Raw genomic sequence first — 26,950 nt, 5'->3', positions numbered from 1 at the left:
CGTGCCGAACACGACGCACGTGCCCTGGCCGCCGCCCGCACCGGCCGGCGCAGAGGCAGCTGCCGCGGGCGAAACAGCGCCCGGGCACTGGCGGGCCGATGCCGGCCACGTTCTCGATCTTCCGGGCCTGCGGCAGCGGGTCGACGCCGCCCTCGACCGGTTCCTAGACGAGCGGGCCGCCGAGCTGCGGGCGATCGACCCCGAGCTCGACGTCCAACTGGACGTGGTCCGTTCGTTCGTCGCGGGCGGCAAGCGACTGCGGCCGGCGTTCTGCTCCTGGGGCTGGCGTGGTGCCGGCGGCGAGGCGGACGATCCGCGGATCGTGACCGCCTCGGCCGCGCTCGAACTCCTCCAGACCGCGGCGATCGTGCATGACGACGTGATGGACGCCTCCGACACCCGGCGCGGAAGGCCGTCGGTGCACAGGCAGTTCGCGAGCCTGCACGCGACCAGGCGCTGGGACGGTCCGGCGGAGCCGTTCGGTATCGGTGCCGCCCTGCTCCTGGGCGACCTGTGCCTGTGCTGGTCAGACGAGATGCTGCGCGGCTGCGGCCTGCCCAACGACCGGCTGCTGGCGGCCTTCAGGTACTTCGACCTGATGCGTACGGAAGTGATGGCCGGTCAGTATCTCGACCTGGTGAACCAGGCGGCGGGAACGTCGTCAGTTCCGGCGGCGATGCGGGTGGTGAGGTACAAGAGCGCGAAGTACACCGTCGAACGGCCGCTCCATCTCGGCGGGGTCCTCGCCGGTGCGTCGCCCCAGTTGCTGGCCGCGTACTCGGCGTACGGCATTCCGCTCGGTGAGGCGTTCCAACTCCGAGACGACGTACTCGGCATCTTCGGCGATCCCCAGGTGACCGGTAAGCCCGCGGGCGACGACCTGCGGGAAGGCAAGCGCACGGTCCTCGTCGCCAAGACGCTCGAGGCCGCGACACCGGCACAGGCCGAGCGGTTCCGCACGTGCTTCGGCGACCGGGACCTCGACTCCGGTGGGGTGGCCGAGCTGCGGGATGTGATCGTGGCCACCGGTGCGCTCGCCACGGTGGAGCGGCTCATCGCCGAGCTCACCGACGCCGCGTCGACCGCGCTCGCGAAGGCCCCGGTCGCGACCGAGGACGCGCGCTCGGCCCTCGGTGAGCTCGCCCGGCTGGCGACGCAGCGCTCCGGCTAGCACCGCCCGGTGCGTCCTCAGGGCTAGGGGGTTTCCCCTGGATCTTGGCCGGGCTCGCGACGTCCCGCATCCCGCCTGGCTGCGTTCTCGTCGTCGCCAAGAGGACACCGCTCTTGACTCCTCCTCGGCCTTGCCAGCCGGGCGCGGATACGCCGCTCGCTATCCGACCCTGATCCACGGGACACCCCCTAGTCGAACGTGGGGACGTCGAGTTCGGGTCCCGTGCCGGCGAGCAGGACGGCGAAGGGGCCCCACTGCTTCTCCCTGGCGCGATCGGAGAACACGTCGAGCGCCATGCGGGCGGTCTGCGGGTTGAGCTCGGCGAGACCCGCCCATCCCTCCCACAGCACAAGGATCCCCGCGTCGTCGCGCACCTCGCTCAGGCAGTCGGCGAACGCGTCGAAGTTGCGCCCGAAGTACGTCGGGAACCCGAACGTCGCGGCAACGGTGTCGAGGAGTCCCGCCTTGTCGACCACGGTAGTCGTGTCGAACTCGACGAAGCGCCAGCCAGCCTGCTCGGCGGCCGCTTTCACCTTCGCCTCGCTCGGTGCGGACCGCCACTGGTAGACGCCGGGGGCTTGTTCCCCAGCGAGCAACTTGTCCAGCTCAGGCATCGCCCACTCCTTCCGGGCAGCTCCCCCGCGCCCGTTCCCCGGCTCCGCGTCCACGCAGGCCGGTGTGAAAAGTTCCGTGTCGAAACGGCCGGTGAGCTGACGGCGCCAGTGAAGTGACGGCGCCAGTGCCGGCGTGTGGTCAGAAGCCGAGCGCCTGGGCCTGCCGGCGTACCTGCCGACCGCGGTTGTCAGCCAGCGCCGCGATCGGTGTGCCATCGAGGCCGTCATCGGGCGTGTGGAGCCATCGGACGGCTTCCACCTCGTCATAGCCGGCGTCATGGAGGACCGTGAGTGTCCCCGCCAGGCCCTTAACCACCCGGTCACCGGCCAGGAAGTCGGCCGGGACGTGGAGCACTCCCCGCTCCCCGTGCGGCAGGGCGATCAGCTCCCTGTCGCGCAGGAGCTGGCGTACGCGGTTGACGCCCACACCGAGCCGCTCGGCCACCTCGGGGAGGTTCAGCCAGGCGGGGACGAGGTGGTCGAGGTCGTTGGTGGCGGCACTCGTGGTCGACTCGTTCCTGCTCACCCTGCCAAGCCTGCCACCGTTGCCTGGACGCTAACCGCCGGGTCTGTGAGGAGTTCGGCATCTACCCGGACGCCCCTGTCGGCGAGGCGCCGCCCCTGCACCAGGTCACGGGGCCGGCCGACGGCGATCAGCGCGGTGAGGCGGTCGTCTCCGGTGAGCCAGAACGCCGACCAGGACGGGTCGCGGTCGGGGTCCCCGCGCCACACGATCCGATCGCTCGCCGCGGGATGTCCGGCGTACTGGACAAAGCGGCCGAACTGCTCGCTCCAGACGTACGGCACCGGGTCATAGGTCTCGTCCCGGCCCAGGAGGGTGGCGGCGGCAACGGCCGGTGCCCGCAGCGCGTCGTCCCAGTGTTCGCCGCGGATCCGAGTGGCGTAGCGGGGCGACCAGCGGGCTGTCACGTCGCCAGCCGCCACGACTGCGGGCCAGCTGGTGAGAAGGTCCGGTCCCACGGCGACGCCGTGGTCTAGCGCGAGTCCGGAGCCCTCGAGCCAGGAGGTTGCCGGACGGACACCCACACCGACGACGACGAGGGAGGCGGAGAGCCGGCGTCCGTCGGCGAGGTCCACGCCGTCAGGACGTACGGCCGCCACGCGCTGGCCGCAGAGCAACTCGACGCCGGCGGCGGCGTACCACGGCGCGAAGTGCCGTCCGACCTCGGCGGGCAGCGCGTGCGTGACCGGGGTCGCGGCCTGCTCGAGCACGGTGACTCGGCAGCCGTGCCGAGCGGCGGCCGTCGCCACCTCGGCACCGATCCATCCCGCGCCGACGACGATCACCCGCTCACCGGCCTGCAGTCGGGACCGCAGCGCGACGGCGTCGTCGCGGGTACGGAGGTAGATCGCGCCGTCGCCGGGGAGCCGGACCGGTTCGGCTCCGGTCGCGATGACGAGTCCGTCGTAGGCAAGGGTCCCAGCGTCGGTGTCGAGCTCTCCTTCGCGCAGGTCGGTCGCTGTCGTGTCGAGGCGGACGTCGACCTTCAACGCGGCCGCGTCGAACGGCAGCGTCGGGTCGTCGGCGTCGCCGAGCAGGACGGCCTTGGACAGGGGCGGCCGGTTGTACGGCGGATGTGGCTCGGCTCCGACCAGGACCAGCTCACCCGAGTACCCCTGGCCGCGCAGGGCAATGACGGCCTGCAGGCCCGCGAGTCCCGCACCGGCGACAACGACACGTTCCATCGTTCGCAGCCTATGGTGGCCTCCCATGACAACCGATCACGCGGTGTCCGGCTCGGGCGGTGCCACCGTCTCCACCACTCCTTCGCACGATGTCCTCATCGGCGAGGCGTACGCCGATGACTCCAGGCTGGCTGCCCGGGTCTCGATCTACGACTGGCAGCGGCCGCGCCTCGATCTGGTGGGGCTCGCCCTTGCGCGGCTGGGCGACGTCGGCGGTCCGGTGCTGGACGTCGGTTGGGGCACTGGTGCCTACACCTCGCGCCTCCGGGCGACCAGGCCGGACCTCCGTGTGGTTCCGGTCGACCTGTCTGTGGGCATGCGGCCGGACGTCGTCGGCGAGGTCGACCGGCTGCCGTTCAGCGACGGCAGCGCGGGCGGGGCCCTGGCGATGCACATGCTGTACTACGCGACGGATCCGCGTGCCGCGCTGGCTGAGTTGCGCCGCGTGCTCCGGCCGGGTGGCCGGCTTGTCGCGAGTACGAACGCCCACGACGACAAGGCCGAGATGGGTGGGCTGTGGCAGGCGAGCCTGCGTGATCTGGGCATCGTCGACCCGCCGGCCTACTCCTTCGACGACCGCCGGTTCTCCCTCGACGTCGGCATCGAGCTCGTCCGCCAGGTGTTCGGGACGTGCGAGGTGCAGGAGCGCCGCTACCGACTCGTCGTCCCCGAGGTCGCTCCGGTGCTCGCCTACGTCGACAGCACGCGTGACCTCGCCCGTCACCTGCCGCCGTCGGTGTCGTGGGAGGACTACCGTGGAGCCGCCGAGTGCCGGATCCGCGCCGAGATCGAGCGCACCGGAGCGTTCCACGTGACCGGGCACATGGGAATCCTGGCCGCCACCGCGTGACTCACCATCCGCCCCGGCCGGAGCACGGAGAGTGACACCGCTCGACGACGAGCGGCGCGGCCTGCTGGGCGGGTTGGCACGGTGTCCCTACACTCGTGACGTCCGAACCGATTTGTCAGCGAGGCCCTCGCGTGGACGTAAGCGTCAGTGACCCCATGGTCGGTCGCCTGCTCGACGGCAGGTACCGGGTGGGGCGCCGCATCGCGCGCGGCGGCATGGCGATGGTCTACGAAGCCGTCGACACCCGGCTGCACCGCACGGTCGCGCTCAAGATGCTCCACGCCGGCCTGGCCGACGACGCCGACTTCGTCCGCCGCTTCCACCGCGAAGCGCGTTCTGCGGCCCGGCTGTCCCACCCCCACGTCGTGGCGATGTTCGACCAGGGCGAGGACGACGGCACGCCCTACCTCACGATGGAGTACGTACCCGGCCGGACGTTGCGCCACGAGCTGTCCAGCAGGGGTCGCCTTGATCCTCGGGAAGCGCTGACGTTCCTCGACCTGATCCTGCAGGCGCTCGCGACGGCACACGAGGCGGATTTGATCCATCGGGACGTGAAGCCGGAGAACGTCCTGCTCGGCGACGACGGTTCGGTCAAGGTCGCCGACTTCGGCCTGGCGCGCGCGGTCTCGCAGGCGACGAGCACGGCGACGCAGGGGCTGCTCATCGGCACCGTCTCCTACCTCGCGCCCGAGCAGCTCACCCACGGCGCGGCAACCGCGCGTGGCGACGTCTACGCGGCCGGCATCATGCTCTACGAGATGCTCGTGGGGGCCAAGCCGCACGACGGCGACTCGCCCATCCAGGTGGCGTACAAACACGTCAACGATGACGTCCCACCGCCGTCGCAGGCCGTGCCCGGGATTCCGGCGTACGTCGACGGTCTGGTCCTGCGCGCGACCGCGCGCGACCCCAATCAGCGTCCCGCCGACGCGCGGGCGTTCCTGCAGTTGGTCCGGCGGGCGCGCAGCGCGCTCGGGCAGGGGGTCGACGACGCGCAGCTCACCCAGGATCTCGGGATGGCCCAACGGCAGGGCCAGCCGTCGCAACCGCCGCGGGCCGAGCACACGTTGGTGGCGCCCATGGAGCCGATGCCGGCCGGGGCGCATCGTCAGGGGGGGCGGCTTGGTCCGTTCACCCCGAGTGGTGCCCCAGGCGTCGTCGGCGTCCGGCAACCTTCCTACGACGACGAGGACTACGAGGGTCGGCCACCGCCGCCCTGGTGGCGACGCCTCTGGGTCATCGGCGCGTTCGTCCTGGCTCTGTTCGTCGTGGCCGGCAGCGTCTGCTGGCTGGCCGCGGTGGGTCCGTTCACCCGCGTACCCGAGGTGATCGGCACGAGCAGGGCCGCCCTCCCGCAGCTAGGTGAGCGCTCCGGCGTGGTGTTCGTACCTAGGCTCGTCTTCCACGAGCAGGTACCCAAGGATCGCGTCATCCGTTCCATCCCCACCCGTGGCGAACGCATGTTCCGTGGCGGCACTGTCGAGGTCTGGGTATCCCGCGGACCGGAGCGTCATCTCGTTCCCAACGTCATCGGCATGACCGAACGTCGGGCCCGGAGGGTCGTCACGGGCGCCAACCTCGCAGTCGCTCCGATCCAGCAGGAGTACAACTCCGACGTCGAGGCCGGCCGGGTCATCCGTACCTCGCCCACCCCGGACACGCCACTTCGCCGCGACGCGCCGGTGACGCTGGTGGTCAGCAGGGGCCCGGAGCCGTTGTCCATTCCGTCCGTCGTCGGGCTCGAGATCACCCAGGCCACGACCACGTTGGAAGGGCTCGGGCTGACAGTGGCGAGATCCGACGCATTCTCCGACACTGTGCCACCGAACGCGGTCATCAGCCAGGACCCGCAGCCGGGTCAGGGCCATCGCGGCGACACGGTGAATCTCGTCGTGTCCAAGGGCCCGGAGTTCATCCCCGTGCCAGACGTCGTACGCATGGGCGAGGAGGAGGCGACGAAGGCCTTGACCGATGCGGGCTTCGAGGTCGAGGTACGCCAGTCCTCGCTCTACCTCGGCATGAACGTCATCGCGAGCCAGAACCCGCCGGCCGGACAGCCGACGCGGGTGGGGTCCACGATCATCCTCGAGAAGGTGTGAGCCTGCCTCCACGCCCCATCGGTTCTCACGTACCGGTCTCGGGCGGACTCGTGAAGGGCGCGTTCCGGGTGGCCAGCGGGATCGGCGCCTCGGCGCTCCAGGTCTTCGTCGGCAACCCGCGCGGGTGGGCCCTCGCACACGGCGACCCGGCGCAGGACCATGCGTTCCGGGACCAGTGCGCGGGGGCAGGGTTTCCGGCGTACGTCCACACGCCGTACCTCGTCAACCTCGGCTCGCCCACGGCCACGACCGTGCGGCGGTCGCTGGACTCGATCGCCCACAACCTCGCCCGCGGGCACCGTATCGGCGCGCGGGGCGTCGTCGTCCACACCGGTTCATGCGTCGCGCAGGGCGGCTTCGACCAGGCGATGCGGCAGGTGCGGGAGGGGCTGCTGCCGCTGCTGGACAAGCTCCCGGACGACGGGCCCACGCTGCTGTTGGAACCGACCGCCGGACAGGGACAGTCGTTGTGCGCCGGCGTCGACCAGTTGCCCGCCTATCTGGACGCTCTCGAACGCCATCCGAGGCTCGGCATCTGTCTCGACACCTGTCATGTCTTCGCCGCGGGCGCACCGCTCGACCGGCGGCGAGGCATGACGCGCACGCTCGACACGCTGGTGGAGACGATCGCACCGGTACGCCTGGAGCTGGTGCACGCGAACGACTCCAAGGACCCGTGCGGCAGCTTCCGTGACCGGCACGAACGGATCGGTCAGGGCCACATCGGCAAGGCGGCGTTCGGTGAGTTGCTCCGCCATCCCGCCGTTCAGGGCGTTCCGCTCATCGTGGAGACGCCGGGCGGCAAGGACGCCTGGGCCGAGGACATCGCGCTGCTCCGCAGGCTCGCCGCACGGAAACGCCGGTCCCGATGACCGGGCCACCCCCTGACCTGCGTACGCCTCACACGGCCGGAGAGACGTCGGCACCCGAACGGCTGGACCGCGGGTCCCTGCTCGCCGTCCTCGGCCTGCTGGCGGTGACTGCGACCTGGGGATCGACGTTCTTCCTCATCAAGGACCTCGTCGTGCGGGTGCCGGTGCCGGACTTCCTCGCGGTGCGGTTCGCCGTCGCAGCCGCCGTCCTCGGGCTCCTCGCGGCCAAGAGCGTCCGCCGCCTCTCCCCACCCACCCGCCGCCGCGGCATCGCCCTGGGCGCCGTCTACGGCTTCGCCCAGATCCTGCAGACCGAAGGGCTCGCGCACACGTCGGCGTCGGTGAGCGGCTTCGTCACCGGGATGTACGTCGTCATGACACCGCTGCTCGCCGGCGTGCTGCTGCGGCAGCGGATCGGCCGGGCCGCCTGGCTGGCGGTGTGTCTCGCCACTATCGGGCTCGCGGTCCTGGCGCTGCGCGGTTTCGCGTTCGGCTACGGTGAGACGCTCACGCTCCTGTCCGCCGCGTTGTACGCCCTGCACATCGTCGGTGTCGGCGCCTGGACGAGCAGACGAGACGCGCTCGGGCTCTCGGTCGTCCAGCTGGCGGTCATTGCGGTGGTGTGCGGTGTCGCTGCGCTGCCGGGCGGCATCGCGGTGCCTGACCGGACCGGCGACTGGGCGTCGTTGCTCTACATGGCACTCGTCGCCGGGGCGTTCGCGTTGGTGACCCAGACCTGGGCGCAGGCGCACCTCACCGCGACGCGGGCCGCCGTCATCATGTGCATGGAGCCGGTCTGGGCCGCCGGTTTCGCCGTCGCGATCGGCGGAGAGCTCGCGACTGTGCGGATGGTGGCCGGCGGCGGACTCATCCTCGCCGCGATGTACACCGCCGAGTTGGCGCCGGCACGCTCGCCGCGAGCGCGGTCGACCACCACGCCTTGCTGACGTTGTAAGGACGTCCACCTTCGGCTACGACAATGGCTTGAAAACTTTCGGTCCGGCGGCCATTCTCAACGCTGAGTCCCACCTGGGAACGTGCCCACAAGGTTCGCGCAGGCAGCGTCCCGTGTCCGACGAGGATCCGGCGAAACGCGCCGTCACGAGCACGCTCGAAAGGTACGACGTTGACTGCCACGACCGATGTTGCGACGAGTCCGAACCGCCCGACCACCGGGACGCCGATCCGGACCGCATGGAGTCCGCGGGAGAAGTCCAACCTCCGCAAGGCCCTGCTGTTCATCAGCCCGTGGATCGTCGGTGTCCTCGCCTTCGTGCTGTATCCGATCGTCTACTCGTTCGCCCTCAGCCTGACGAAGTACTCCGGGATGCAGGCACCCGAGTGGTTCGGCGTCGGTAACTACGTGCGACTGGTCCAGGATCCGCTGGTCTGGACCTCGATCTACAACACGCTCTTCTACTCCGGCTGGGCGGTGCCGATCGGTCTGGTCGTCGCCCTGCTGCTCGCCCTGGCGATGAACCGGCCGGTGCGGGAGGTGGCGTTCTACCGCACCGCGTTGTACATACCATCGCTCGCACCGATCTTCGCGCTGTCGTTCATCTTCATCGTGCTGGTGAATCCGGGCACGGGCATCGTCAACCAGTTCTTCGGGCTGTTCGGCGCACCGCCGACGGACTATCTCGCCGATCCGACGACCGCGAAGATCGTCATCGTCGCCACCGCACAACTGGGTGCGGGAAACGCGGCGCTCATCTTCCTCGCCGGGCTCAACAACATCCCGCAGACGTTGTACGAAGCCGCGCGGATCGATGGAGCCAACGCCTTCCAGTCGTTCTTCCGGATCACGATTCCGCTTCTCACACCGGCGATCCTGTTCAACCTCATCACGGGAATCAGTGGCGGCCTGCAGGTCTTCACCCAGGCGTACATCATGACGCGAGGTGGCCCCAGCAACGGCACGTTGTTCTACATGTACTACCTCTACAAGAACGCCTTCAGCTATGCCGAGTTGGGCTATGCATGTGCGCTCGCTCTCATCCTGTTCCTTGCCGGGGTGGTGCTCGCCGTGGCGGTCTACCAGGTGTCGAGGCGCTTCGTGAACTACGAGGTCGCCACCTGACGTCATTCAGGCAGCCCTGTTCGGCACCTCGTCGCGCGCCCGAGAGAAGAGGACTTCAGCATGGCACTCCAGACCGACACCGGCATCGAGTCCCCACGTCACGACAGTGGTCCGGTGCTGTCCGCGCGTTCGCGTGCGGTGCGCAGAGCCTGGGACAAAGTGGGCAACCGCATCTTCCTGGTGGCGATGGCGGCCCTGTTCCTGCTGCCGTTGTACTGGATGATCGCAACGGCACTGAAGTCGAACGAAGAACTCGCGACGACACCGCCGACGATCGTGCCGGACAGCTGGAAGTGGAGCAACTTCGTCGAGGCGTTCCAGACGATCCCGTTCGCGACGTACTTTTCCAACTCGGTCATCATCACCGTGCTCGGGGTGATCGGCTCGGTGGTCTCGAACCTCATCGTGGCGTACGGCTTCGCGTGTATCGACTGGCGCGGGCGCGACAAGGTGTTCTACATCGTCCTTGCGACGCTGTTCATCCCGTTCCCGATCGCGATCATCCCGACGTTCGATCTCTTCGCCTGGTTGGGGTGGATCAACACGTTCCTGCCGCTCGTCGTCCCGCACTTCCTCGCGAGTGCGTTCTTCGTCTTCCTGCTGCGGCAGTTCCTGCTCCAGGTACCGCGGGAACACCTCGACGCCGCACGCGTCGACGGCGCGAACGAATGGCAGATCCTGTGGCGCGTGGTGTTCCCGATGGCGCGACCGGCGGTCGCCGCCGTCGCGATCTTCGCCACTGTCGACTCCTGGAACGACTTCATGGGACCGCTGCTGTATCTGCAGGACGAGGCGAAGCAGACCCTCGCCATCGGACTCGAGGCGTTCAGGAGTACGCACGATGTGCAGTTCAACCTGCTGATGGCGGCATCGGTGATGATCGTGGCGCCGCTCGTCATCTTGTTCTTCGCGTTCCAGAAATACTTCATCCGCGGTATCACGCTCGGCAGTTTCAAATAGGAGAGGACACCCTCGAAAGATGAGAACTCCCCGTATCCGTCCTCGCCGACTCGTGCTCGCCGCGCTCGCGCTGGTCATGGTCGCGGCGACCGGCGCCGCCTGTTCGAACGACCGCGGCGACAACGAGCTTCTGGTCTGGACCTCGCTCGGTGGCGAGATCGACATGAAGCCGCAACAGGAGATCATCGCCGAGTTCGAGAAACAGAATCCCGGCGTGCACGTGCAGATCGTGCCGAAGGCAGGTCGGTTCACCGGTGACAACACCGCCCTCATCGCGGCCGTCCGCGCGAACGAACCACCTAACGTCTTCATCACCGACCGGTTCACTGTCGCGAACCAGGCGTCGACCGGTCTGCTCGCCAACCTCACGCCGTTCGTCGAGGCCGACGGAGAGAACCTCCCGGACAACTACCTTCCGTTCGCGATCGACGAGGCTTCCTACAACGGCGACCTCTATGCCTTGCCCTTCGACACCGACGCGCGCGGCCTTTACTACAACAAGGAGACTCTCCGCGAGGCCGGCGTAGATCCCGAGGTGCTGGACCCTTCGAACGGCCCGCCCACGATCGATGAGGTCCTCGAGATCGCGGAGCAGGTCAACGAGACCGACGAGAAGGGCAACTACACCCGGATGGGCATGATCCCGTGGGACGGTCAGGCGTTCCACGCGACGTGGGGGCTCATCAACAATGCCAAGTGGTACGACAACGACTCCTGCGAGATCACCGTGCAGTCGCCAGGTTGGGAGAAGACGTTCGGGTTGTTCCAGGCCTGGGCGGAGAAGTTCGACTACCAGAAGGTGTCGGCGTACCTCGCGACCTACCGCCCGCCGAACGCCGACCCGACCACGTCGCCGTTCTACACCGGCCGGCTGGCGATGGCGATCGACGGTAACTGGAGCCTGGCCAGCATCAAGCAGTACGCACCCGACCTCGACTACGGGGTGACGTACATGCCGGTACCAGAAGAGGGTGACGAGCCGATGACCTGGGCCGGCGGCTTTGCCCTCGTCATGCCCAAGAACGTGCAGAACCCCGACCTCACGTGGAAGTTCATGAAGTTCTACGCCGGGGAGGACGGTCAGCGGATCTATGCCAAGGGCGCCAGCAAGATCCCGACCTGGAAGTCGCTCATCGATGACAAGAGTGTCACCGGCGAACAGGGAATCTTCCCGAGCATGATGCCGTACGCGACCAACCGGCCGGCGTTGCCCGTGGGTGCCCAGATCTCCGACGCGATGAGCGCCGCACAGTCCAGTGTGCTGCTCGGCGAGGTCACACCGGAGGAAGCGCTTCAGCAGGTCCAGGATCGGGTGGGCCCGCAGATGAAGCAGTTCTGCCCGTTCACCTTGAGCTGACGAGCCGCTGGGAAGCCCGGACATCAGGCCCTGCTGCACGCTCCGTCCCAGCATCTGAGAGCATGGGTTTTCGTGCAGGGTCGGCGCGGTGACACAGACGGCACGACGAGCACCGTGACGGAGATCGACGTCCGTCGCGGGGTTCCGGCGGGCCATCGCGTCGCCAGTGAGTGGCGGGTCTCCCACTACGGGCCGGTTCCCCGGCGTACCGACCCTGGCGGCTGGGACCTCCGGATCAGCGGTGCCACGGCCTCGGGCCACGACCACCTGCTCGGTCTGGCCGCTCTCGAGGCCCTTCCGCGGGTCCGGGTACACGCCGATCTGCACTGCGTCAGCGGTCACACCGTGCTCGACCTGTGCTGGTCGGGCGTACCCACCGCGGCGCTCTTCGACCTGATTCCGCCACGCGAGGACGTACGTTACGTGATGGCCTGGGCGCAGTTCGGTTACTCCGCCAACCTGACGCGGGCCGACTTCGCCGCCGAGGGGTCGTTGCTCGCCACCCACGTCGCCGACCGTCCGCTCGAGCCCGAACGCGGTGGCCCGCTCCGGCTCGTCGTCCCGCACCTGTACTCGTGGAAGGGCCCGAAGTGGCTCCGTCAGATCGAGTACCTCACCCAGGACAGGCGCGGGTTCTGGGAGGAACGCGGCTACCACAACTCCGGCGACCCGTGGACTGGGCGGCGCTACTCCCATCAGGAGGAGACCGGCGAGGGCCCTCCCCTCTGACCGGCGCCAGTCCCTCCGGCCGGCGTCAGTCGTTGATTCGTCAAGCATTGTTAGGGGTTCACCACTGCGCGCCTGTCCAACGTGGCAAGGGACACGTGGCCTGATTGTGACCATCAGGCGCGTCCGGATCCCGGACGACCATGCCAGTAGGTGAGAGCGCACGGATACGCTCCACTCCTCGAGCGGCACGCAGGTCCGCCGCTAGTGGTATGGGAGGCCCACCTGTCATGGTGGTCGTCATGGCGCCGGGCGCACCGGAGGAACAGGTCGATGCGGTCGTCGCACGGATCGAGTCCACGGGCAGCCAGGCATTCGTCAGTCGAGGGGTGCTGCGCACCATCATCGGCGTGGTGGGCGACGCCGCGGACTGCTACGAACTCAACCTGCCGGTGATGCCGGGAGTCTCGACGGTGCTGCGGGTGTCAGCGCCCTACAAGCTCGTCAGCGCCCAGGCGCACACGGGACGTTCTGTCGTGCAGATCGGTCCGCCCGGACACCAGGTCTCGATCGGGCCGGGCACGTTCACGCTGATCGCCGGGCCACCGGCCATCGAGAGCCCGGAGCAGGCCCTGGGAGCCGCCCGGCTGGCGGCAGCCGCCGGCGCGACAGTCCTTCGTGGGGGCGTGCACAACGCACGAACGCTGCCGCCGGGCTTCCCGAGCCAGGGCGAGGCGGGGCTGAAGGTGCTCGCCAACGTCCGCGACACGACCGGTCTGCTGATCGCGGTCGAGGTCGTCGACCCCGGTGACGTCGATCTCGTCTCGTCCTACGCCGATCTGCTCCAGGTCGGCGCCGCCCACATGCAGAACCTCCCGCTCCTCGACAGCGTGGGTCGATCCGGCCGGCCGGTCCTGCTCACCCGCGGCCGGCAGGCCACGGTCGACGAGTGGCTGATGGCGGCGGAGTTCGTCGCCCAGCGCGGCAACCTCGCCATCGTGCTCTGCGAGGGCGGGATCCGTACGTTCGAGACCGCGACCACCGCCACTCTCGATCTCGGGGCGATTCCGCTCGCCCAGCAACTCTCCCACCTGCCGGTGATTGTCGACCCGTCCCGCGCCTGCGGCCGGCGCGACCTGGTGGTGCCGCTCGCCCGGGCGGCCATCGCGGTCGGCACCGACGGGCTTCTGGTCGATGTTCATCCCGACCCGGAGAACGCTCTCGTCGACGGGCGCCAGTCCTTGGCCGGAGCCGAGCTGCGTGAGCTCGCCTCCGCCGTACGTCAGTTCCCCCGGATGCTCAACCGGTCCCCCACGGCCGCGGGCTAGGTGGCTGGCGCGTCCCGACGCACGGGCTCGCTCGTGGAGACCTGGGGCCCGGCGGCTACCGCGTCGATCTCCGCCAGCAGGCGCTCACGCAGCGGCTCCTCACACAGCGCGGCTCGAACGCCGGTGCGAGCGATCTGGACAAGGCAGGCCTGGGTCAGCCCGAAGACGGTGGCGGCTCGCACGTACTCGTCGTTCAGCTGCGCACCGAACATCCCCGGGTCGTCGGTCGAGAGGGTGACCGGCACACCGTGGTCGAGGAACCTCGGCAACGGATGGACCTCCCAGGACGCCACCGCCCTCGTCCGGACGTTGGATGTCGGGCACATCTCCACGGTGATCCGGCGTTCCCGCAGGTGGTCGAGCAGCCGCGGATCGGAGACCGCACCGATCCCGTGCCCGATCCTTGCCGCACCCAGGTCGTGGATCGCCGACCAGACGCTGGCCGGTCCCGTCGTCTCTCCCGCGTGCACGACGCTCGCGAGTCCAGCCTCGCGGGCGAGAGTGAAGTGCCGGCGGAACTGCGCCCGTCCGACGCCCACCTCCAGACCGCCGAGGCCCAGCGCGACCAGGCCGGCCGGGCGATGCCGCAGGGCGAACGCCACCGTCTCCCATCCGCTCCGCTGGCCCTCGCCTCCGGCGATGTCGAAGATCCAGTTGAGGCCGACACGGTGCTCCGCCGCCGCCAGTTCGCGGCCCTGGGTGAGCGCCTCGGCAAGCTCGTCCGGGGCGATCCCGGCCCGCAGGTGCGAGGTCGGCGTGACCGTGACCTCGGCATACCGGACGTTGTTGCGGGCCGCGTCGCGCGCGAGCCCGACGACCAGGGCGACGATGTCAGCGCTGGTGCGGACGAGGCCACTCACGACGCCGTAGACGGCCAGGAAGTGTGGGAAGTCGCGGAACTCGTAGTAGGCCGCGAGCGCGGCTCGTTCGGTGGGAACGCCGGCGTCCGGGTGGCGGCGCGCCAGCTCCAGCACCGTCTCGACGGATGCGGAACCCACCAGGTGCAGATGAAGCTCGACCTTGGGCAGGGAAGCGACAGCTGACATGACGTCCGACATGGGTGGGACCTCCGCTGGTCACTTACTCCGCGAGTATGCGGGCGAGCACGTCACCGGCCCGCTTGCACGCGTCCGCGTCGACGTCGAGGTGGGTGACGAGCCGGATCGTCGACGGGCCGAGCACGGACACCAGGACCCCTTCGGCGCGCGCCTGCAGAGCTACGTCTCCCGCGGCCAGTCCCAAACCCGCGATGTCGAGAACCACGATGTTGGTCTCGACATCGGCCAGGTCGACAAGGCCCCGGCGGGCGTCGGCGAGCGTTTCGGCGAGGGCCCGCGCATGGGCGTGATCTTCGGTGAGCCGCTCGACGTGGTGGTCGAGTGCGTACGATCCGGCGGCCGCCAGGACGCCGGCCTGCCGCCATCCCCCACCGAGCCGCTTGCGCCAGACCCGGGCCTCGGCTATCTGGTCCGTCGTACCGGCCACGAGCGAGCCGACCGGAGCACCCAGCCCCTTCGACAGGCACACTGAGACCACGTCGGCGAGAGCGGCGTACTCGCCGAGTGGTGTACCGGTCGCCACGCTCGCGTTCCACAACCGGGCACCGTCGAGATGGACGCCGACACCGGCCGACCGCGTGATGTCGCGCAGCTTGCGGAGGGGATCCAGCGGCTGGATGCTGCCGCCGCCGAAGTTGTGGGTGTTCTCGACCGACACTCCCGCGGTCGACACGAAGTACGGACCGGCTTTGGGCGCCAGCAGCGTCTGCACGGCACCGAGGTCGAGCAGGCCGCGTGGATGGGACCAGGTGCGGGTGGTGATGCCGAAGATCGCCGCGTGTGCCCCCAACTCGGCCCGGGCGATGTGGGCCCGTGACTCGCACAGAACCTCCTCGCCAGGTCGCACCAACGAACGGACTGCGAGCAGGTTGGCCATCGTCCCGGTGACCGTGAAGAGCGCGGCCTCCTTGCCGAGCAGGTCCGCGACCCGCTCCTCCAGGCCACGACAACCCGGATCCTCGGCATAGACGTCGTCGCCGACCTCCGCCCGCGCCATCGCTGTCCGCATGCCGGGGGTCGGTGTGGTGACCGTGTCGCTGCGGAGGTCGATCACGTCCTGGGAAGTCTGAGTGGCCACGACGGCACCGTAACCGATGCCGTCGTGGCCACCGCCCTGTCACCCCCAGGACAACCGTCATCCCTTCACGGCGCCGACGGAGAGACCCTCGACGAGGAACCGCTGTGCGTAGGCGTAGGCAAGCACCACCGGGACGCTGATCAGGATCGACGCCGCCGAGAGCTGACCCCACGGCACGATGTCGCCGACGATCATCTGCTGGAGACCGAGTGGAAGCGTCTTCAGGCTCTCGTCGGTGAGGAACACGAAGGCGAACAGGAACTCGTTCCACGCGTTCGTGAGTGTGAAGAGCCCGACCGCCAACAACGCCGGCTTGGCGAGCGGAAGGATGATCAGCCGGAACGCCTGCATCCTGGTCGCACCATCGGCCATCGCCGCCTCCTCCAGCTCGAACGGGATTCCCCGGAAGTAGCCCATGAGGAACCAACAGGCGAAGGGCAACGCGAACGTCGGATACGTCAGGAACAGCGCTCCGAGGTTGTCGATCAGGTGCAGGTTGCTGACGATCCCGTAGAGGGGGATGAACAGCAGGGCGCCCGGCATCACATAGGTCAGCAGGACCGACCCGGTGATCGTCGGTGCGCCACGGAACCTCAACCTGGCAAGGGCGTACGCCGCCAACGCCGCCACGCTCACCGCAACCACAGTGGTCACCAGGGCCACCACCAACGTGTTGCGGAACCATGTGCCGAACGGATTTTCCGCCAGCAGGTTGAAGAACTGGTCGCTGGTCCACGGCGTCGGCCAGAGCATGCTGACCCGGCTGGTCATCTGCAGGTCCGTCTTGAACGCCGTGATGATCATCCAGTAGATCGGCGCCAGAACGAAGAACAGCAGGCCCGCCAGCGCGATCCACAACGGAACTCGCCCGAGGCGGTTGCCGCTCAGTCCCTTGTTGCCGACCTGCGTCAGCACCTCCGATGCCTTGGCACATCCGATACCGAAGCCGATGAGGATCGCCACGCCGACAGCCGCCTTCACGAAGAGCTGTGGATCCAGCTTGACCAACAGAGCCGTGAAGGCCACCCCCACCGTCCAGAGGATAGGCCGACTGATCCGTGCGTAGAACCGCGCGACCATGCCATCGCCGTTGCCCGTGCCCGTACCGCCGCGCAGGTACCGTGCGAGGACGAAGATCAGCACCGCGGTGAACGGCAGCAGGATCACCGCCGCGGCCGAGCCGAGGCCGAGTTGGAGCTGCTGGATCGCTGTCTGGTAGGCGAAGATGGTGTACAACGCTGTCGAGCCGGCCGGGCCGCCCTGGGTGAGCAACCACACCGAGTCGAAGTTGTTGAACGTCCAGATCGTCGACAGCAACACCGTGACCAGCATGACGTACTTCAGGCCGGGCAGTGTGACATGGATGAACCTTCGCCACGCCGACGCGCCGTCGACCGCGGCCGCTTCGTACAGTTGGCTGTCGATCGCCTTCAGGCCGGCGAGGAAGTTGATGGTGAAGAAGGGAATCCCCTTCCAGGTGTTCACCATCACCACCGACGCCATCGCGAGGTCCGGGTCTGCGAGCCAGGTCGTCGGCCACTGCGGCAGCACATGAAGGTCGGCGAGCAACGGCCCCAGGTGAAGCTGGTTCAGCAGGTAGTTCAAGCTGCCGAACAGTGGGTCGAAGATCGACCGCCAACTCACCGCGGCCACCACCGTGGGGATCACCCACGGCAGGAGGACGAGCCCCGTGACCAGGGACCGCCCCTTCCTGAGGTTGTGCAGGAGAAGCGCCGCGATCAGCCCGGCGCTCACCTTGAAGACCTCGGAGTAGGCGGTGTAGACGATCGTGTTGGACACCGAACGACCGAAGAACGGGTCGCCGAACAACCTGACGTAGTTGTCGAACCCGACGAAAACGTTGTCGGCGCCATGGCGGGCCGTGAAGCTGAGCCTGATCGCGTCGAGGAACGGGATCGCGATCAGGCCCACCAACAGCAGCACCATCGGGCCGACGAACGGGTAACCCACCCGCCAGTCCGCACCGAGGAGCCGCCGAGTCCTGACGACCGCACCTGACTGTGGACGTGCAGGACGGACTTCACGGAGCGCACTGCTCACTGCTTGAACCCCAGCTGCTCGAACGCCTGGACCATCCGCTTGTGGGCGTTCTCCACGGCGGCCTCGACCTCGACACCCTTCTGGATGATCTCGCCCATCATGTCGGTGAGGATGTACGCCTGCCCGACGGCTCCTCGACCTGGACTCGCGTCCTGCGGGAAGTGGTAGCCCGTCGTGGTCTCGATCGGCAGCTCCTTCGTGGCCAACTCGTAAGTGGGCTTGAAGATCGGGTCCCCTTCGAGGTAGAAGGGGTCGGAGTTCCAGACCTTCTCGTATGCCGGGTAGACCAACGCACCGGCGTCCTTCGCCAACGGGAGCAGACCATCACCCGAGGCGAGGTACTTCGCCACGATCTTGGCGAGGTCGGGGTTCTTCGCGCCCTTGAAGATCACGAACGCCATGACTCCCGCCGTCGTAAGCGAGACGTCGGTCGCCGGTCCGGCGAACCCCGGGAAGGTCCACGTCACCGGGTGGACGGCGTTGCCGGTCGTCATGGCCTCGGCATAGATGCTGTAGGAGTTGAGCGTGAAACCGGTGACCCCGGCGAGATAGGCCTCGTTGTTGCCCGTGTCGGTCCAGCTCATGACACCGGGTGGCAGCATCGGCTTGTACTTGTCCGAGGTGTAGATCTCGGACAGGAAGCGGACGGCCTCGATGGTCTCCCGAGAGTTGAAGACGACCTTCCCGCCCTCGTCATCGCTGATTCCGCCACCGTAGGCGTTGATCAGCGATTCGACGAGTCCGTTGGCGTCACCGCCGCGGTTGACGGTGAGACCCCAGCCGTAGCGTTGCTGGTCGGGGTTGGAGATCTCGAGAGCCGCGTCGCGGGCGTCTTCAAAGGTCTTGATGTCCTCGTAGGCGATGCCCTTCTCCTCCAGCCAGTCCTTGCGCGCGAACACGCCGGAACCCATGGTGTAGAAGGGGATTCCCCACCACTTGCCGTCGATCACCAAGGCGTATTCAGCGGTACCGCCGGCGGGCCCGTGCTGTGCCACCAGCTCGTCCACGACGTCCGTCACGTCCTCGATGAGGTCGAGCTCCTGCATCTGCGAGACGAACCGCCCCGCGTCGACCGAAGCCATGTCCGCGACGTTGCCGGCTCTGACGGCAGCCTGCTGCTTGGCCACGAAGTTGCCCTCGTCGGCATTGAACGTGGCGTTCTTGACTGTCGTCTTCGTGTCCTTGGCGAAGGTCTGGAGGATGTTCTCCACTGCGGTGTTCGCCTTGTCGAAGTACTGCCGCGTCGACAACGTGCGGGTCGTCTGGCCTTCGAAGTCCTTGGCCTCGTCGAGCAGCTTCTTCGGCACCGACGCGTTCGATGCCTGCGGCGGAGCGTTTCTCGTCTTACTTGCCTCGGTCCGGCACGCCGCCACGCCGGGTACGGCAAGGGCCGCGCCCACCAATCCCGCTCGGGCGAGGAATCGACGGCGATCCAAGCTCGCTGGACGTTCCATGAGCACACCTCTCACGTACACCTTCAGGCGTCGAGGCCGTCCGACTCACTGGGTACGCACCAGCCGGGCTAACCGAGTGGCCGTCTGTTCAGTGAGGATGGAGCGGGCCAATCGACGAAACTTTCGAACTGTCGGGGGTGGATCCACACTGGGTGGCGTCACCATAGTGACCTCGGCGCGTAATTACCAGATCCTTTGGTAAAGCGGCCGCAACTCAGCAGGTCGAGGCCATACTTCGCGGCAACACACCTGAAGTCCGGAAGGTGTTCATGCGCTGGGCGCATGGACCTCCATAAGAGATCGACATGTTCGTCCGAGCGTGTGCACGGACCGAAGCCTGCGAAAGTTTCGTTCCGCAGTCGAGCTGGTTGCGACGCAAGGCTCGTCGACCCCGACATCGTGACCGATCTCGGAAGACCGAGGGGTCGTCCGTGGCCGCGTGAGATGCTGAAGCGTCGACGACCGACTACGGAGGTCCCTTCTTTTCATGCGCATCCAACCCACCCCTGACCACCTCATCGAGCTCACCCGTGAGTGGTCGGGCGAGCGTTTCGCCGACGGCCGACCGCGGGTTCCCGACGACGTGCTCGACCGGCTCCGACTCGCCACCACGGAAGAGGCGTGGGGCACCCTGCTGCGCGCGGGCTACGATCGCCAGTTCGCCGGTGGATGGCGCGAGACCCATCCCGGCACGATCCTCGTCGGCCGGGCGGTGACGTCACAGTTCCTTCCGCATCGGCCCGACTACGACGCGGCAACCGTCACGGCGGGGGCACGGGAGGGCCATCTCGCCCCCGACAAGCAGAACTCCTGGATCATCCAGACGCTGCAGCAGGGCGACGTGATGGTCACCGACATCTTCGGCAAGGTGAAGGAGGGCACGGTCGTCGGCGACAACCTGAGCACGGCGGTCGCCGCCCGCACCGGAGTCGGAGCGGTCATCCATGGTGGTATCCGCGACTACCAGGGAATCGTGGAGCTGAAGGACGTCAACTTCTTCTTCCGGGACGTCGATCCGACACCGATCCGGCACGTGACCCTCGCGGGAATCAACATCCCGGTCCGCATCGGGGAGGCGACCGTGCTGCCCGGCGACGTCGTCCTCGGTACGCCGAGCGGGCTGGTCTTCATTCCGCCGCACCTCGCCGAGAAGGTCGCCGAGTCCAGTGAGAACATCCGGACCCGCGACGTGTTCGGAAAGCTCCGCCTCGCCGAAGGCGTCTACACCAGCGCCGAGATCGACGTCGGCACCTGGCCGGACCACATCGAGGAGGACTTCCAGCAGTGGAAGAAGGAGCAGCAGCAGTGACCGAGGATCCCGAGCAGCTGCTGGACAATGTCACCACCCATTCCCGACCGAGTGACCTGCGCATCACCGATCTGCGGATCGCCACCCTGGTGGGGGTTCCGTTCCGTTCGACCATCATCCGGATCGACACCAACCAGGGGATCCCGGGTTTCGGCGAGGTACGCGACGGCGCGAGCAAGACCTTCGCCCTGCTGTTGAAGGCGAGACTGCTCGGCGAGAACCCCTGCAACATCGACAAGTTGTTCCGCAAGGTCAAGCAGTTCGGCCACCATGCACGTCAGGCCGGTGGCGTGTGCGGGGTCGAGATGGCGCTGATGGACCTTGCCGGCAAGGCGTACGGCGTCCCCGCGTACGCCCTCGCGGGCGGGAAGTTCCGCGACAGGGTGCTCTGTTACGCGGACACGCCACGCTCGCCGGACCCCACCGTGCTGGGCGAACGGCTCCTCGCCCGGCGCAAGCGTGGTTACCAGTTCCTCAAGTGTGACGTGGGAATCGACCTGCTCTGGGACGTGCCCGGCGCCCTCATCGCCCCACCGGGTGCACGCGAGTCAAGAGCGACGATGCATCCGTTCACCGGGATCCAGGTGACCGAGAAGGGTGCCGAACACCTCGCCGCGCACGTCTCCACCGTGCGCGACATCGTGGGCTACGACATCCCGCTGGCGGTCGACCACTTCGGCCACATCGGTGTCAACTCCTGCTTGCGGGTGGGCCATGCGCTCGAGCCGTTCACCCTAGCGTGGCTCGAGGACATGGTGCCGTGGCAGCTCACCGAGCAGTGGCGCGAACTCACCACCCAGCTGAACACGCCCACCTGTACCGGCGAGGACATTTACCTCGCCGAGAACTTCCGGCCGCTGCTCGAACGTGAGGCCATCCGGGTCGCGCACCCCGACCCGGCCACCTCCGGTGGCATCCTCGAGACCAAGAAGATCGGTGACCTCGCCGAGGAGCACGGCGTCGCGATGGCGCTGCACATGGCCGGCACGCCGATCGCCACCCTGGCGAGCGTGCACATCGCCGCGGCGACCAACAACTTCCTGGCGCTCGAACACCACGCGGCCGACATCCCGTTCTGGAGCGACCTCGTGACGGGGTTGCCCAACCCGCTCGTCGAGGACGACGGGCACATCGCGGTGCCCGACAAACCCGGCCTCGGATTCGACGACATTAACGAGGAGCTGTTCCGCGAGCACCTCGACCCCGCCGACACGACGTTCTTCGCCGACTCCTCGACCTGGGACGGCGAACTCCTCCGCGACCGGCTCTGGAGCTGAGCTCCGCCTCGTCATGCCACCGGGCGTGAGGTTCTCACGCCCGGTGCAGCATCTCCGCGACGAGGAACGCCAGCTCCAACGACTGCGCGCGGTTGAGGCGCGGGTCGCACACGGTTTCGTACCGGTGGACGAGATCGGCCTCCTCCAGCGCATGCCCGCCACCCACGCACTCGGTGACCTCGTCACCGGTGAGCTCGACGTGCAGGCCGCCCGGCACTGTGCCGAGTGACCTGTGGACCTCGAAGAAGCCCTCCACCTCGTCCATCACGTCGGAGAAGCGCCGGGTCTTGTAGCCGCTGGGCGTCTCGAAGGTGTTGCCGTGCATCGGGTCGCACACCCACGCGACGGTCGCCCCGCTGGCGGTGACCTTCTCCACCAACGGCGGCAGGGCGTCGCGGACCTTCCCCGCACCCATCCGGGTGATGAACGTCAGCCGGCCCGGCTCGCGATCAGGGTCGAGCGCGTCGATGAGCGCCAGGGCGTCCTCGGGTGTGCTCGTCGGGCCGAGCTTCACCCCGACCGGGTTGCGGATCCCCTTCGCGAACTCCACGTGCGCGCCGTCGACCTGGCGGGTGCGCTCGCCGATCCAGAGGAAGTGACCGGAGCAGTCGTACGGCGTTCCGGTGCGGGAGTCGATCCGGGTGAGCGCGTCCTCGTAGTCGAGCAGCAGCGCCTCGTGGCTCGCGTAGAAGTCGACCGAGTGGAACTCGGCCGGGTCTGCACCACAGGCGTGCATGAACGAGATGGCCCGGTCGATGTCGCGGGCCATGCGGTCGTAGCGCTCCCCCACCGGGCTGTCGCGTACGAAGTCGGTGTTCCAGGCGTGCACCTGCCGCAGGTCGGCCTCGCCACCGATGACGAACGCGCGGGCGAGGTTGAGGGTGGCCGCGGACGAGTGGTAGGTACGCACCAGCCGGTCCGGGTCGGGCGCCCGGTCCTCAGGTGTGAACGCGAAGCCGTTGACCGCGTCGCCGCGATAGGCGGGCAGCTCCACTCCCGCCCGGGTCTCGGTCGGCTTCGACCGCGGCTTGGCGTACTGTCCGGCGATCCGGCCCACCTTCACGACCGGCACGCTGCCGGCGTAGGTGAGGACGACCGCCATCTGCAGGATCGTGCGCAGCTTGTTCCGCAGCGCGTCGGCGCCCACCCCGTTGAACGTCTCGGCGCAGTCGCCGCCCTGCAGGAAGAACGCCTTGCCGGTGGCGACGTCGGCGATCCTCGCCTTGAGCGAGTCGCACTCGCCCGCGAACACCAACGGCGGGAAGGTACGGAGCTGGGCGGCCGCGGCGTCCACGGCACCAGGGTCAGGCCACTCCGGCTGCTGGGCGGCCGGGAGCGCCCGCCACTTCTGACGGGAATTCACCCGGCAAGGTTACCGGTAGGGGATCGGCGCTCAGCCGAACAGGACCCCCGCCTCGGCGTACAGGTCCGGCGTGACCACCTTCAGCTCGCGGGTCGCGTCGGCCAGCGGAGCGCGGACGATCTCCGTGCCGCGGAGGGCGACCATCTTGCCGAAGTCGCCGTCGTGGACCGCCTCGATCGCGTGGAGCCCGAACCGGGTGGCGAGCCAGCGGTCGAACGCCGTGGGCGTGCCGCCGCGCTGGGTGTGGCCCAGGACGACCGCCCGAGCTTCCTTGCCGGTGCGCTTCTCCAGCTCCTTGGCGACCAGGTCACCGATCCCGCCGAAGCGGACGTGCCCGAAGGCGTCGAGCTCCTCGCTGTGCAGGGCGTGCGTACCCTCCTTGGGGGTCGCGCCCTCGGCCACCACGATGATCGGCGAGAAGTTGGTACGGAACCGGCTCTCGACGTGCTCGACCACCTTGTCGATGTCGAACGGCTGCTCGGGGATGAGGATCACGTTGGCGCCGCCCGCGAGGCCGGAGTGCAGCGCGATCCAGCCGGCGTGGCGGCCCATGACCTCCACGACCACGATCCGGTGGTGAGACTCGGCGGTCGTGTGGAGCCGGTCGATGGCCTCGGTCGCGATGTTGACCGCGGTGTCGAACCCGAACGTGAAGTCGGTGGCGCCCAGGTCGTTGTCGATCGTCTTCGGTACGCCGACGACCTTGACGTCCAGCTCCGCGAGCTTCGTCGCCACCCCGAGGGTGTCCTCGCCACCGATGGCGATCAACGCGTCCACGCCACCCGAGGCCAGATTGTCCTTGATGCGCTCGACGCCGTTTTCGACCTTGAACGGGTTGGTACGCGAGGAACCGAGGATGGTTCCACCCCGCGGAAGGATTCCACGCACCTGTGGGATGCCGAGCTCGCTGGTGACGTTCTCCAGGGGGCCGCGCCAGCCGTCACGGAAGCCGAGGAACTCATAGCCGTACTCCCCGACGCCTTTACGGACGACGGCCCGGATGACCGCGTTCAGGCCGGGGCAGTCGCCACCCCCGGTGAGGACACCAACGCGCATGGACAGGTCCCTTCGCAATGACAGAACAAAGACCGCAAGAACAGGTCGACGTCGAGCCTAGACCCGGCAGTTGATGGCCCGTCGGCAGGGCGGGGATCCGGTGTCAGACGTCGGGTGATTCGTCGGGTTCGCCGTCGTCGAGGCCACTCTGCATGGCGTAGCGGACGAGCTCGACCCGGTTGTGCAGCTGCAGCTTGCGCAGGGTGTTCTGGACGTGGTTCTGCACCGTGCGGTGGGAGAGGACGAGCCGGTCGGCGATGGCCCGGTAGCTCAGGCCCTTGGCCACCAGTCGCAGGACCTCGGTCTCCCGCTCGGTGAGCTGGGGCGCGACGGGTTCGGCGACCCGCGAGGCACCGGAGAGGCGGCGGAACTCACCCAGCACCAGCCCGGCCAGGCCCGGGGTGAAGACGGCGTCGCCGTCGGCGGTCCGGCGTACGGCGTCGACGAACTCCTCCGGGGAGGCGGACTTGACGAGGTATCCGGTCGCGCCCGCCTTGACCGCGGCGAGGACGTCGCCCTGCTCCCCGCTGGCGGAGAGGATGAGGACGCGGCTGCCGGAGTTGGCCTCCAGCAGCCGCCTCGTCACCTCGACGCCACCGAGCTCCGGAATCTGCAGGTCGAGGACCACGACGTCGGGTCTGGTGGCCTCCGCCCGGCGCAGCGCTTCCTCACCGGCTCCCGCCTCGGCGACCACGTCGAATCCCGCTTCGCTGAGATCGCGGGCGACCGCGTTGCGCCACATCGGGTGATCATCGACGACCATCACGCGGATCATGGTCCCCGACAGTACGCAAAACGGCCGGCGTCCTGCTAGTAGTACTTCGTCAGGTATGTCGGTTCGTGTGTTGTGCGCTACCCCAGCTGGTCGCGGCGGCGAGTCAGGTAGGCGGTCTCGGCGGTGTTGCCGGCCAGCTCGATGGCCTTGTCGTACGCCGCGCGCGACTTCTGACTGCGGCCCAGCCGGCGCAGCAGGTCGGCGCGGGTCGCGTGGTAGGCGTGATAGTCGGCCAACTTGTCCTCGAGACGGTCGATGGTCGCCAGGGCCACCTCCGGGCCGTCGAGCTCGGCGACCGCGATGGCCCGGTTGAGGGCGACGATCGGCGAGGAGTCGAGGCGGACGAGCTGGTCGTAGAGCGCGACGACCTGCGACCAGTCGGTGTCGCGTACGTCGCGGGCGGAGGTGTGCACGGCGTTGATCGCCGCGAGGATCTGGTAGGGACCCGGAGCCACCCCGGCGGCCAGCCGCTCCCGCACCAGCCGATGACCCTCGGCGACCATGCCTGCGTCCCAGGCCCCTCGGTCCTGCTCGTCGAGGGTGACCAGTTCGCCGCTGGTCGAAACCCGGGCGGTGCGGCGGGCCTCGGTGAGGAGCATCAGCGCCAGCAGCCCGGCCACCTCACCGTCGTCGGGCATGAGGGCACGGATCAGGCGGGTGAGCCGGATCGCCTCGGCGGTCAGGTCGTGACGTACGGGATCGGTGTCGGGGCCGGTCGCCAGGTAGCCCTCGTTGAAGACGAGGTACAGGACGGCGAGAACGCCGGACACACGCGCCGGGAGATCCTCCGCGGACGGCACCCGATAAGGGATGCGAGCCGCCTTGATCTTGGCCTTCGCGCGGGTGATCCGCTGCCCCATGGCGGTCTCCTGCACCAGGAAGGCACGGGCGATCTCGGGAACGGTCAGACCGCCGACCATGCGCAGCGTCAGCGCGACGCGGGTCTCCATCGCCAGCGCCGGGTGACAGCAGGTGAAGATCAGCCGGAGCCGCTCGTCGTCGATGGCACCAAGCGGCTCGGGCGGGTCGTCGTCGGACAACATCTGAGCCTCCTTCTGCTTGTCGCCGCGCTTGCTCTCGCGCCGGATCCGGTCGATCGCTTTGCGGTTGGCAGTGGTGGTCAGCCAGGCGCCGGGGTTGGGGGGTACGCCGTCGGCCGGCCACCGCTCGACGGCGGTCGCGAACGCCTCGGCCGCCGCCTCCTCGGCGATGTCGAGGTCGCCGAAACGTCTGGTCAGGGCGGCGACGACCCGCGCCCACTCCTCGTGGTGGGCCTGGGTGATCGCCTCCCGGACGTCGACCACGCTCATTCCGGGGTGGTCATTCCGGGGTCCCCGCGAAATCGTGGAGCGACGCGGAGCGGTTTCGTGAGGTGTTCACAGGAACGGCCGTACCTCGACCTTCCGGTTGCAGGCCTTCGACCCCTCGGCGGCGAGCCTGAGCGCCGCGTCGAGGTCGGGGGCCTCGATGATCCAGAAGCCGGCGAGGTACTCCTTCGACTCCAGGAAGGGCCCGTCGGTGAACACCGCCTCCCCACGCCGGTTGTCGATGACGGTGGCCGCGCTGGGCGCCGCGAGGCCGCCGGCGAAGACCCAGTGACCCTCCGCCTCGAGCCGGTCGTTGAACGCGTTGATGGCAGCCATCTCGTCCGGGGTGGCGAGGCCGGCCGTGTCGTGGATCACGGAAACCAGGTACTGCATCTGAAGATCATCTCCTGTGCTGTGGGGCGCCGCTCGTCGGCGGCCGCTCACCCGTGCTACGAACGTCTCTGCCCCGATCCGACACCCTTCCCGGACTTCTTTCGAGGACCTG

General features: G+C 68.4%; 24 protein-coding genes. 12 read left to right on the top strand and 12 right to left on the bottom strand.

Annotated features, from left to right (window positions below; genetic code table 11):
- The first annotated feature begins 1 nt into the window (after position 1).
- On the top strand, positions 2-1,171 hold the full coding sequence (locus ABN028_RS14265; RefSeq protein ID WP_349696916.1) for a polyprenyl synthetase family protein: 1,170 nt from the start codon (positions 2-4) through the stop codon (positions 1,169-1,171).
- A gap of 188 nt (positions 1,172-1,359) precedes the next feature.
- Here ABN028_RS14265 and ABN028_RS14260 read toward each other — a convergent pair whose 3' ends face one another.
- From ABN028_RS14260 to ABN028_RS14250, 3 genes are all read right to left on the bottom strand, one after another.
- Positions 1,360-1,785, bottom strand: a complete 426-nt coding sequence (locus ABN028_RS14260) for a barstar family protein (protein WP_349327938.1) — start codon at positions 1,783-1,785, stop codon at positions 1,360-1,362.
- A 139-nt stretch (positions 1,786-1,924) separates the two neighbouring features.
- Positions 1,925-2,311, bottom strand: coding sequence for an Rv2175c family DNA-binding protein (locus ABN028_RS14255; RefSeq protein WP_349327937.1), 387 nt, complete (start codon positions 2,309-2,311; stop codon positions 1,925-1,927).
- A complete protein-coding gene (locus ABN028_RS14250) occupies positions 2,308-3,492 on the bottom strand; it encodes an NAD(P)/FAD-dependent oxidoreductase (protein WP_349696915.1) in 1,185 nt (394 codons plus the stop codon). Before ABN028_RS14250 ends, ABN028_RS14255 begins: the two co-directional genes overlap by 4 nt.
- A 25-nt stretch (positions 3,493-3,517) precedes the next feature.
- Here ABN028_RS14250 and ABN028_RS14245 point away from each other — a divergent pair, with 25 nt between their 5' ends.
- From ABN028_RS14245 to aroF, 9 genes are all read left to right on the top strand, one after another.
- Positions 3,518-4,342 carry a class I SAM-dependent methyltransferase gene (locus ABN028_RS14245; RefSeq protein WP_349696914.1) on the top strand — a complete coding sequence of 275 codons (825 nt, stop codon included), beginning with the start codon at positions 3,518-3,520 and terminating at the stop codon, positions 4,340-4,342.
- 131 nt (positions 4,343-4,473) lie between these two features.
- Positions 4,474-6,444 (top strand): Stk1 family PASTA domain-containing Ser/Thr kinase, encoded by a 1,971-nt coding sequence (gene pknB / locus ABN028_RS14240; protein WP_349696913.1) that lies wholly within the window; start codon positions 4,474-4,476, stop codon positions 6,442-6,444.
- Positions 6,441-7,316 (top strand): deoxyribonuclease IV, encoded by an 876-nt coding sequence (locus tag ABN028_RS14235; RefSeq protein WP_349696912.1) that lies wholly within the window; start codon positions 6,441-6,443, stop codon positions 7,314-7,316. Before pknB ends, ABN028_RS14235 begins: the two co-directional genes overlap by 4 nt.
- The gene (locus ABN028_RS14230) at positions 7,313-8,263 is read left to right on the top strand and encodes a DMT family transporter (protein ID WP_349696911.1); all 951 of its coding nucleotides are present in this window, start codon (positions 7,313-7,315) and stop codon (positions 8,261-8,263) included. The genes ABN028_RS14235 and ABN028_RS14230 overlap by 4 nt, the downstream gene beginning before the upstream one ends.
- A gap of 179 nt (positions 8,264-8,442) precedes the next feature.
- Positions 8,443-9,396: a carbohydrate ABC transporter permease gene (locus tag ABN028_RS14225; protein WP_349327931.1), complete on the top strand. Its 954-nt coding sequence runs from the start codon at positions 8,443-8,445 to the stop codon at positions 9,394-9,396.
- A gap of 60 nt (positions 9,397-9,456) precedes the next feature.
- Positions 9,457-10,356 (top strand): carbohydrate ABC transporter permease, encoded by a 900-nt coding sequence (locus ABN028_RS14220; RefSeq protein WP_349327930.1) that lies wholly within the window; start codon positions 9,457-9,459, stop codon positions 10,354-10,356.
- A gap of 19 nt (positions 10,357-10,375) precedes the next feature.
- On the top strand, positions 10,376-11,713 hold the full coding sequence (locus tag ABN028_RS14215) for an ABC transporter substrate-binding protein (protein ID WP_349696910.1): 1,338 nt from the start codon (positions 10,376-10,378) through the stop codon (positions 11,711-11,713).
- Between the two features lie 114 nt (positions 11,714-11,827).
- Positions 11,828-12,442, top strand: a complete 615-nt coding sequence (locus ABN028_RS14210; protein WP_349696909.1) for a molybdopterin-dependent oxidoreductase — start codon at positions 11,828-11,830, stop codon at positions 12,440-12,442.
- A 227-nt stretch (positions 12,443-12,669) separates the two neighbouring features.
- Positions 12,670-13,707 (top strand): 3-deoxy-7-phosphoheptulonate synthase, encoded by a 1,038-nt coding sequence (gene aroF / locus ABN028_RS14205; protein WP_349327927.1) that lies wholly within the window; start codon positions 12,670-12,672, stop codon positions 13,705-13,707.
- On the opposite strand, the gene add is transcribed toward aroF, so the two are convergent.
- From add to ABN028_RS14185, 4 genes are read right to left on the bottom strand one after another with little or no spacing between them, the layout of a single operon-like run.
- Entirely contained in the window at positions 13,704-14,765 is a 1,062-nt protein-coding gene (add, locus tag ABN028_RS14200) for an adenosine deaminase (protein WP_349696908.1), read from the bottom strand. The two genes, aroF and add, sit on opposite strands and share 4 nt — an antisense overlap.
- 22 nt (positions 14,766-14,787) lie before the next feature.
- Positions 14,788-15,843, bottom strand: coding sequence for a threonine aldolase family protein (locus tag ABN028_RS14195; protein ID WP_349696907.1), 1,056 nt, complete (start codon positions 15,841-15,843; stop codon positions 14,788-14,790).
- Positions 15,844-15,900: 57 nt separating this feature from the next.
- The gene (locus tag ABN028_RS14190) at positions 15,901-17,904 is read right to left on the bottom strand and encodes an ABC transporter permease (RefSeq protein WP_349696906.1); all 2,004 of its coding nucleotides are present in this window, start codon (positions 17,902-17,904) and stop codon (positions 15,901-15,903) included.
- Complete coding sequence (locus tag ABN028_RS14185; RefSeq protein WP_349327923.1) at positions 17,901-19,358, bottom strand: extracellular solute-binding protein; 1,458 nt, start codon at positions 19,356-19,358, stop codon at positions 17,901-17,903. The genes ABN028_RS14190 and ABN028_RS14185 overlap by 4 nt, the downstream gene beginning before the upstream one ends.
- 487 nt (positions 19,359-19,845) lie before the next feature.
- Here ABN028_RS14185 and ABN028_RS14180 point away from each other — a divergent pair, with 487 nt between their 5' ends.
- Both ABN028_RS14180 and ABN028_RS14175 read left to right on the top strand, forming a co-directional pair.
- Positions 19,846-20,667 (top strand): RraA family protein, encoded by an 822-nt coding sequence (locus ABN028_RS14180; RefSeq protein ID WP_349327922.1) that lies wholly within the window; start codon positions 19,846-19,848, stop codon positions 20,665-20,667.
- On the top strand, positions 20,664-21,944 hold the full coding sequence (locus tag ABN028_RS14175; RefSeq protein ID WP_349696905.1) for a mandelate racemase/muconate lactonizing enzyme family protein: 1,281 nt from the start codon (positions 20,664-20,666) through the stop codon (positions 21,942-21,944). Before ABN028_RS14180 ends, ABN028_RS14175 begins: the two co-directional genes overlap by 4 nt.
- Positions 21,945-21,978: 34 nt before the next feature.
- Here the strand turns inward: ABN028_RS14175 and ABN028_RS14170 are convergent, their stop codons facing one another.
- The 5 genes from ABN028_RS14170 to ABN028_RS14150 all read right to left on the bottom strand — a co-directional run bounded on the left by ABN028_RS14170 (position 21,979) and on the right by ABN028_RS14150 (position 26,838).
- Positions 21,979-23,307: a class II 3-deoxy-7-phosphoheptulonate synthase gene (locus tag ABN028_RS14170; RefSeq protein WP_349327920.1), complete on the bottom strand. Its 1,329-nt coding sequence runs from the start codon at positions 23,305-23,307 to the stop codon at positions 21,979-21,981.
- A gap of 30 nt (positions 23,308-23,337) precedes the next feature.
- Entirely contained in the window at positions 23,338-24,363 is a 1,026-nt protein-coding gene (locus ABN028_RS14165) for a 6-phosphofructokinase (RefSeq protein WP_349327919.1), read from the bottom strand.
- A gap of 103 nt (positions 24,364-24,466) precedes the next feature.
- Positions 24,467-25,138: a response regulator gene (locus tag ABN028_RS14160; protein ID WP_349327918.1), complete on the bottom strand. Its 672-nt coding sequence runs from the start codon at positions 25,136-25,138 to the stop codon at positions 24,467-24,469.
- A gap of 77 nt (positions 25,139-25,215) precedes the next feature.
- Complete coding sequence (locus tag ABN028_RS14155; protein WP_349696904.1) at positions 25,216-26,448, bottom strand: RNA polymerase sigma factor; 1,233 nt, start codon at positions 26,446-26,448, stop codon at positions 25,216-25,218.
- 66 nt (positions 26,449-26,514) lie between these two features.
- Positions 26,515-26,838: a YciI family protein gene (locus ABN028_RS14150; RefSeq protein WP_349327916.1), complete on the bottom strand. Its 324-nt coding sequence runs from the start codon at positions 26,836-26,838 to the stop codon at positions 26,515-26,517.
- Positions 26,839-26,950 lie beyond the last annotated feature (112 nt).

The sequence above is a fragment of the Actinopolymorpha sp. B17G11 genome (assembly GCF_040196095.1).
In the GTDB taxonomy this organism is placed as follows: domain Bacteria; phylum Actinomycetota; class Actinomycetes; order Propionibacteriales; family Actinopolymorphaceae; genus Thermasporomyces.
This window is presented reverse-complemented; position numbering and strand designations above follow the sequence as displayed.

What these genes read in the sequence shown, in the direction of transcription:
- ABN028_RS14260 (WP_349327938.1), bottom strand. Translation starts at nt 1,785, where the DNA reads ATGCCTGAGCTGGACAAGTTGCTCGCTGGGGAACAAGCCCCCGGCGTC.
- ABN028_RS14250 (WP_349696915.1), bottom strand. Translation starts at nt 3,492, where the DNA reads ATGGAACGTGTCGTTGTCGCCGGTGCGGGACTCGCGGGCCTGCAGGCC.
- ABN028_RS14245 (WP_349696914.1), top strand. Translation starts at nt 3,518, where the DNA reads ATGACAACCGATCACGCGGTGTCCGGCTCGGGCGGTGCCACCGTCTCC.
- ABN028_RS14230 (WP_349696911.1), top strand. Translation starts at nt 7,313, where the DNA reads ATGACCGGGCCACCCCCTGACCTGCGTACGCCTCACACGGCCGGAGAG.
- ABN028_RS14220 (WP_349327930.1), top strand. Translation starts at nt 9,457, where the DNA reads ATGGCACTCCAGACCGACACCGGCATCGAGTCCCCACGTCACGACAGT.
- ABN028_RS14215 (WP_349696910.1), top strand. Translation starts at nt 10,376, where the DNA reads ATGAGAACTCCCCGTATCCGTCCTCGCCGACTCGTGCTCGCCGCGCTC.
- aroF (WP_349327927.1), top strand. Translation starts at nt 12,670, where the DNA reads ATGGTGGTCGTCATGGCGCCGGGCGCACCGGAGGAACAGGTCGATGCG.
- add (WP_349696908.1), bottom strand. Translation starts at nt 14,765, where the DNA reads ATGTCGGACGTCATGTCAGCTGTCGCTTCCCTGCCCAAGGTCGAGCTT.
- ABN028_RS14185 (WP_349327923.1), bottom strand. Translation starts at nt 19,358, where the DNA reads ATGGAACGTCCAGCGAGCTTGGATCGCCGTCGATTCCTCGCCCGAGCG.
- ABN028_RS14180 (WP_349327922.1), top strand. Translation starts at nt 19,846, where the DNA reads ATGCGCATCCAACCCACCCCTGACCACCTCATCGAGCTCACCCGTGAG.
- ABN028_RS14165 (WP_349327919.1), bottom strand. Translation starts at nt 24,363, where the DNA reads ATGCGCGTTGGTGTCCTCACCGGGGGTGGCGACTGCCCCGGCCTGAAC.
- ABN028_RS14160 (WP_349327918.1), bottom strand. Translation starts at nt 25,138, where the DNA reads ATGATCCGCGTGATGGTCGTCGATGATCACCCGATGTGGCGCAACGCG.
- ABN028_RS14155 (WP_349696904.1), bottom strand. Translation starts at nt 26,448, where the DNA reads ATGAGCGTGGTCGACGTCCGGGAGGCGATCACCCAGGCCCACCACGAG.
- ABN028_RS14150 (WP_349327916.1), bottom strand. Translation starts at nt 26,838, where the DNA reads ATGCAGTACCTGGTTTCCGTGATCCACGACACGGCCGGCCTCGCCACC.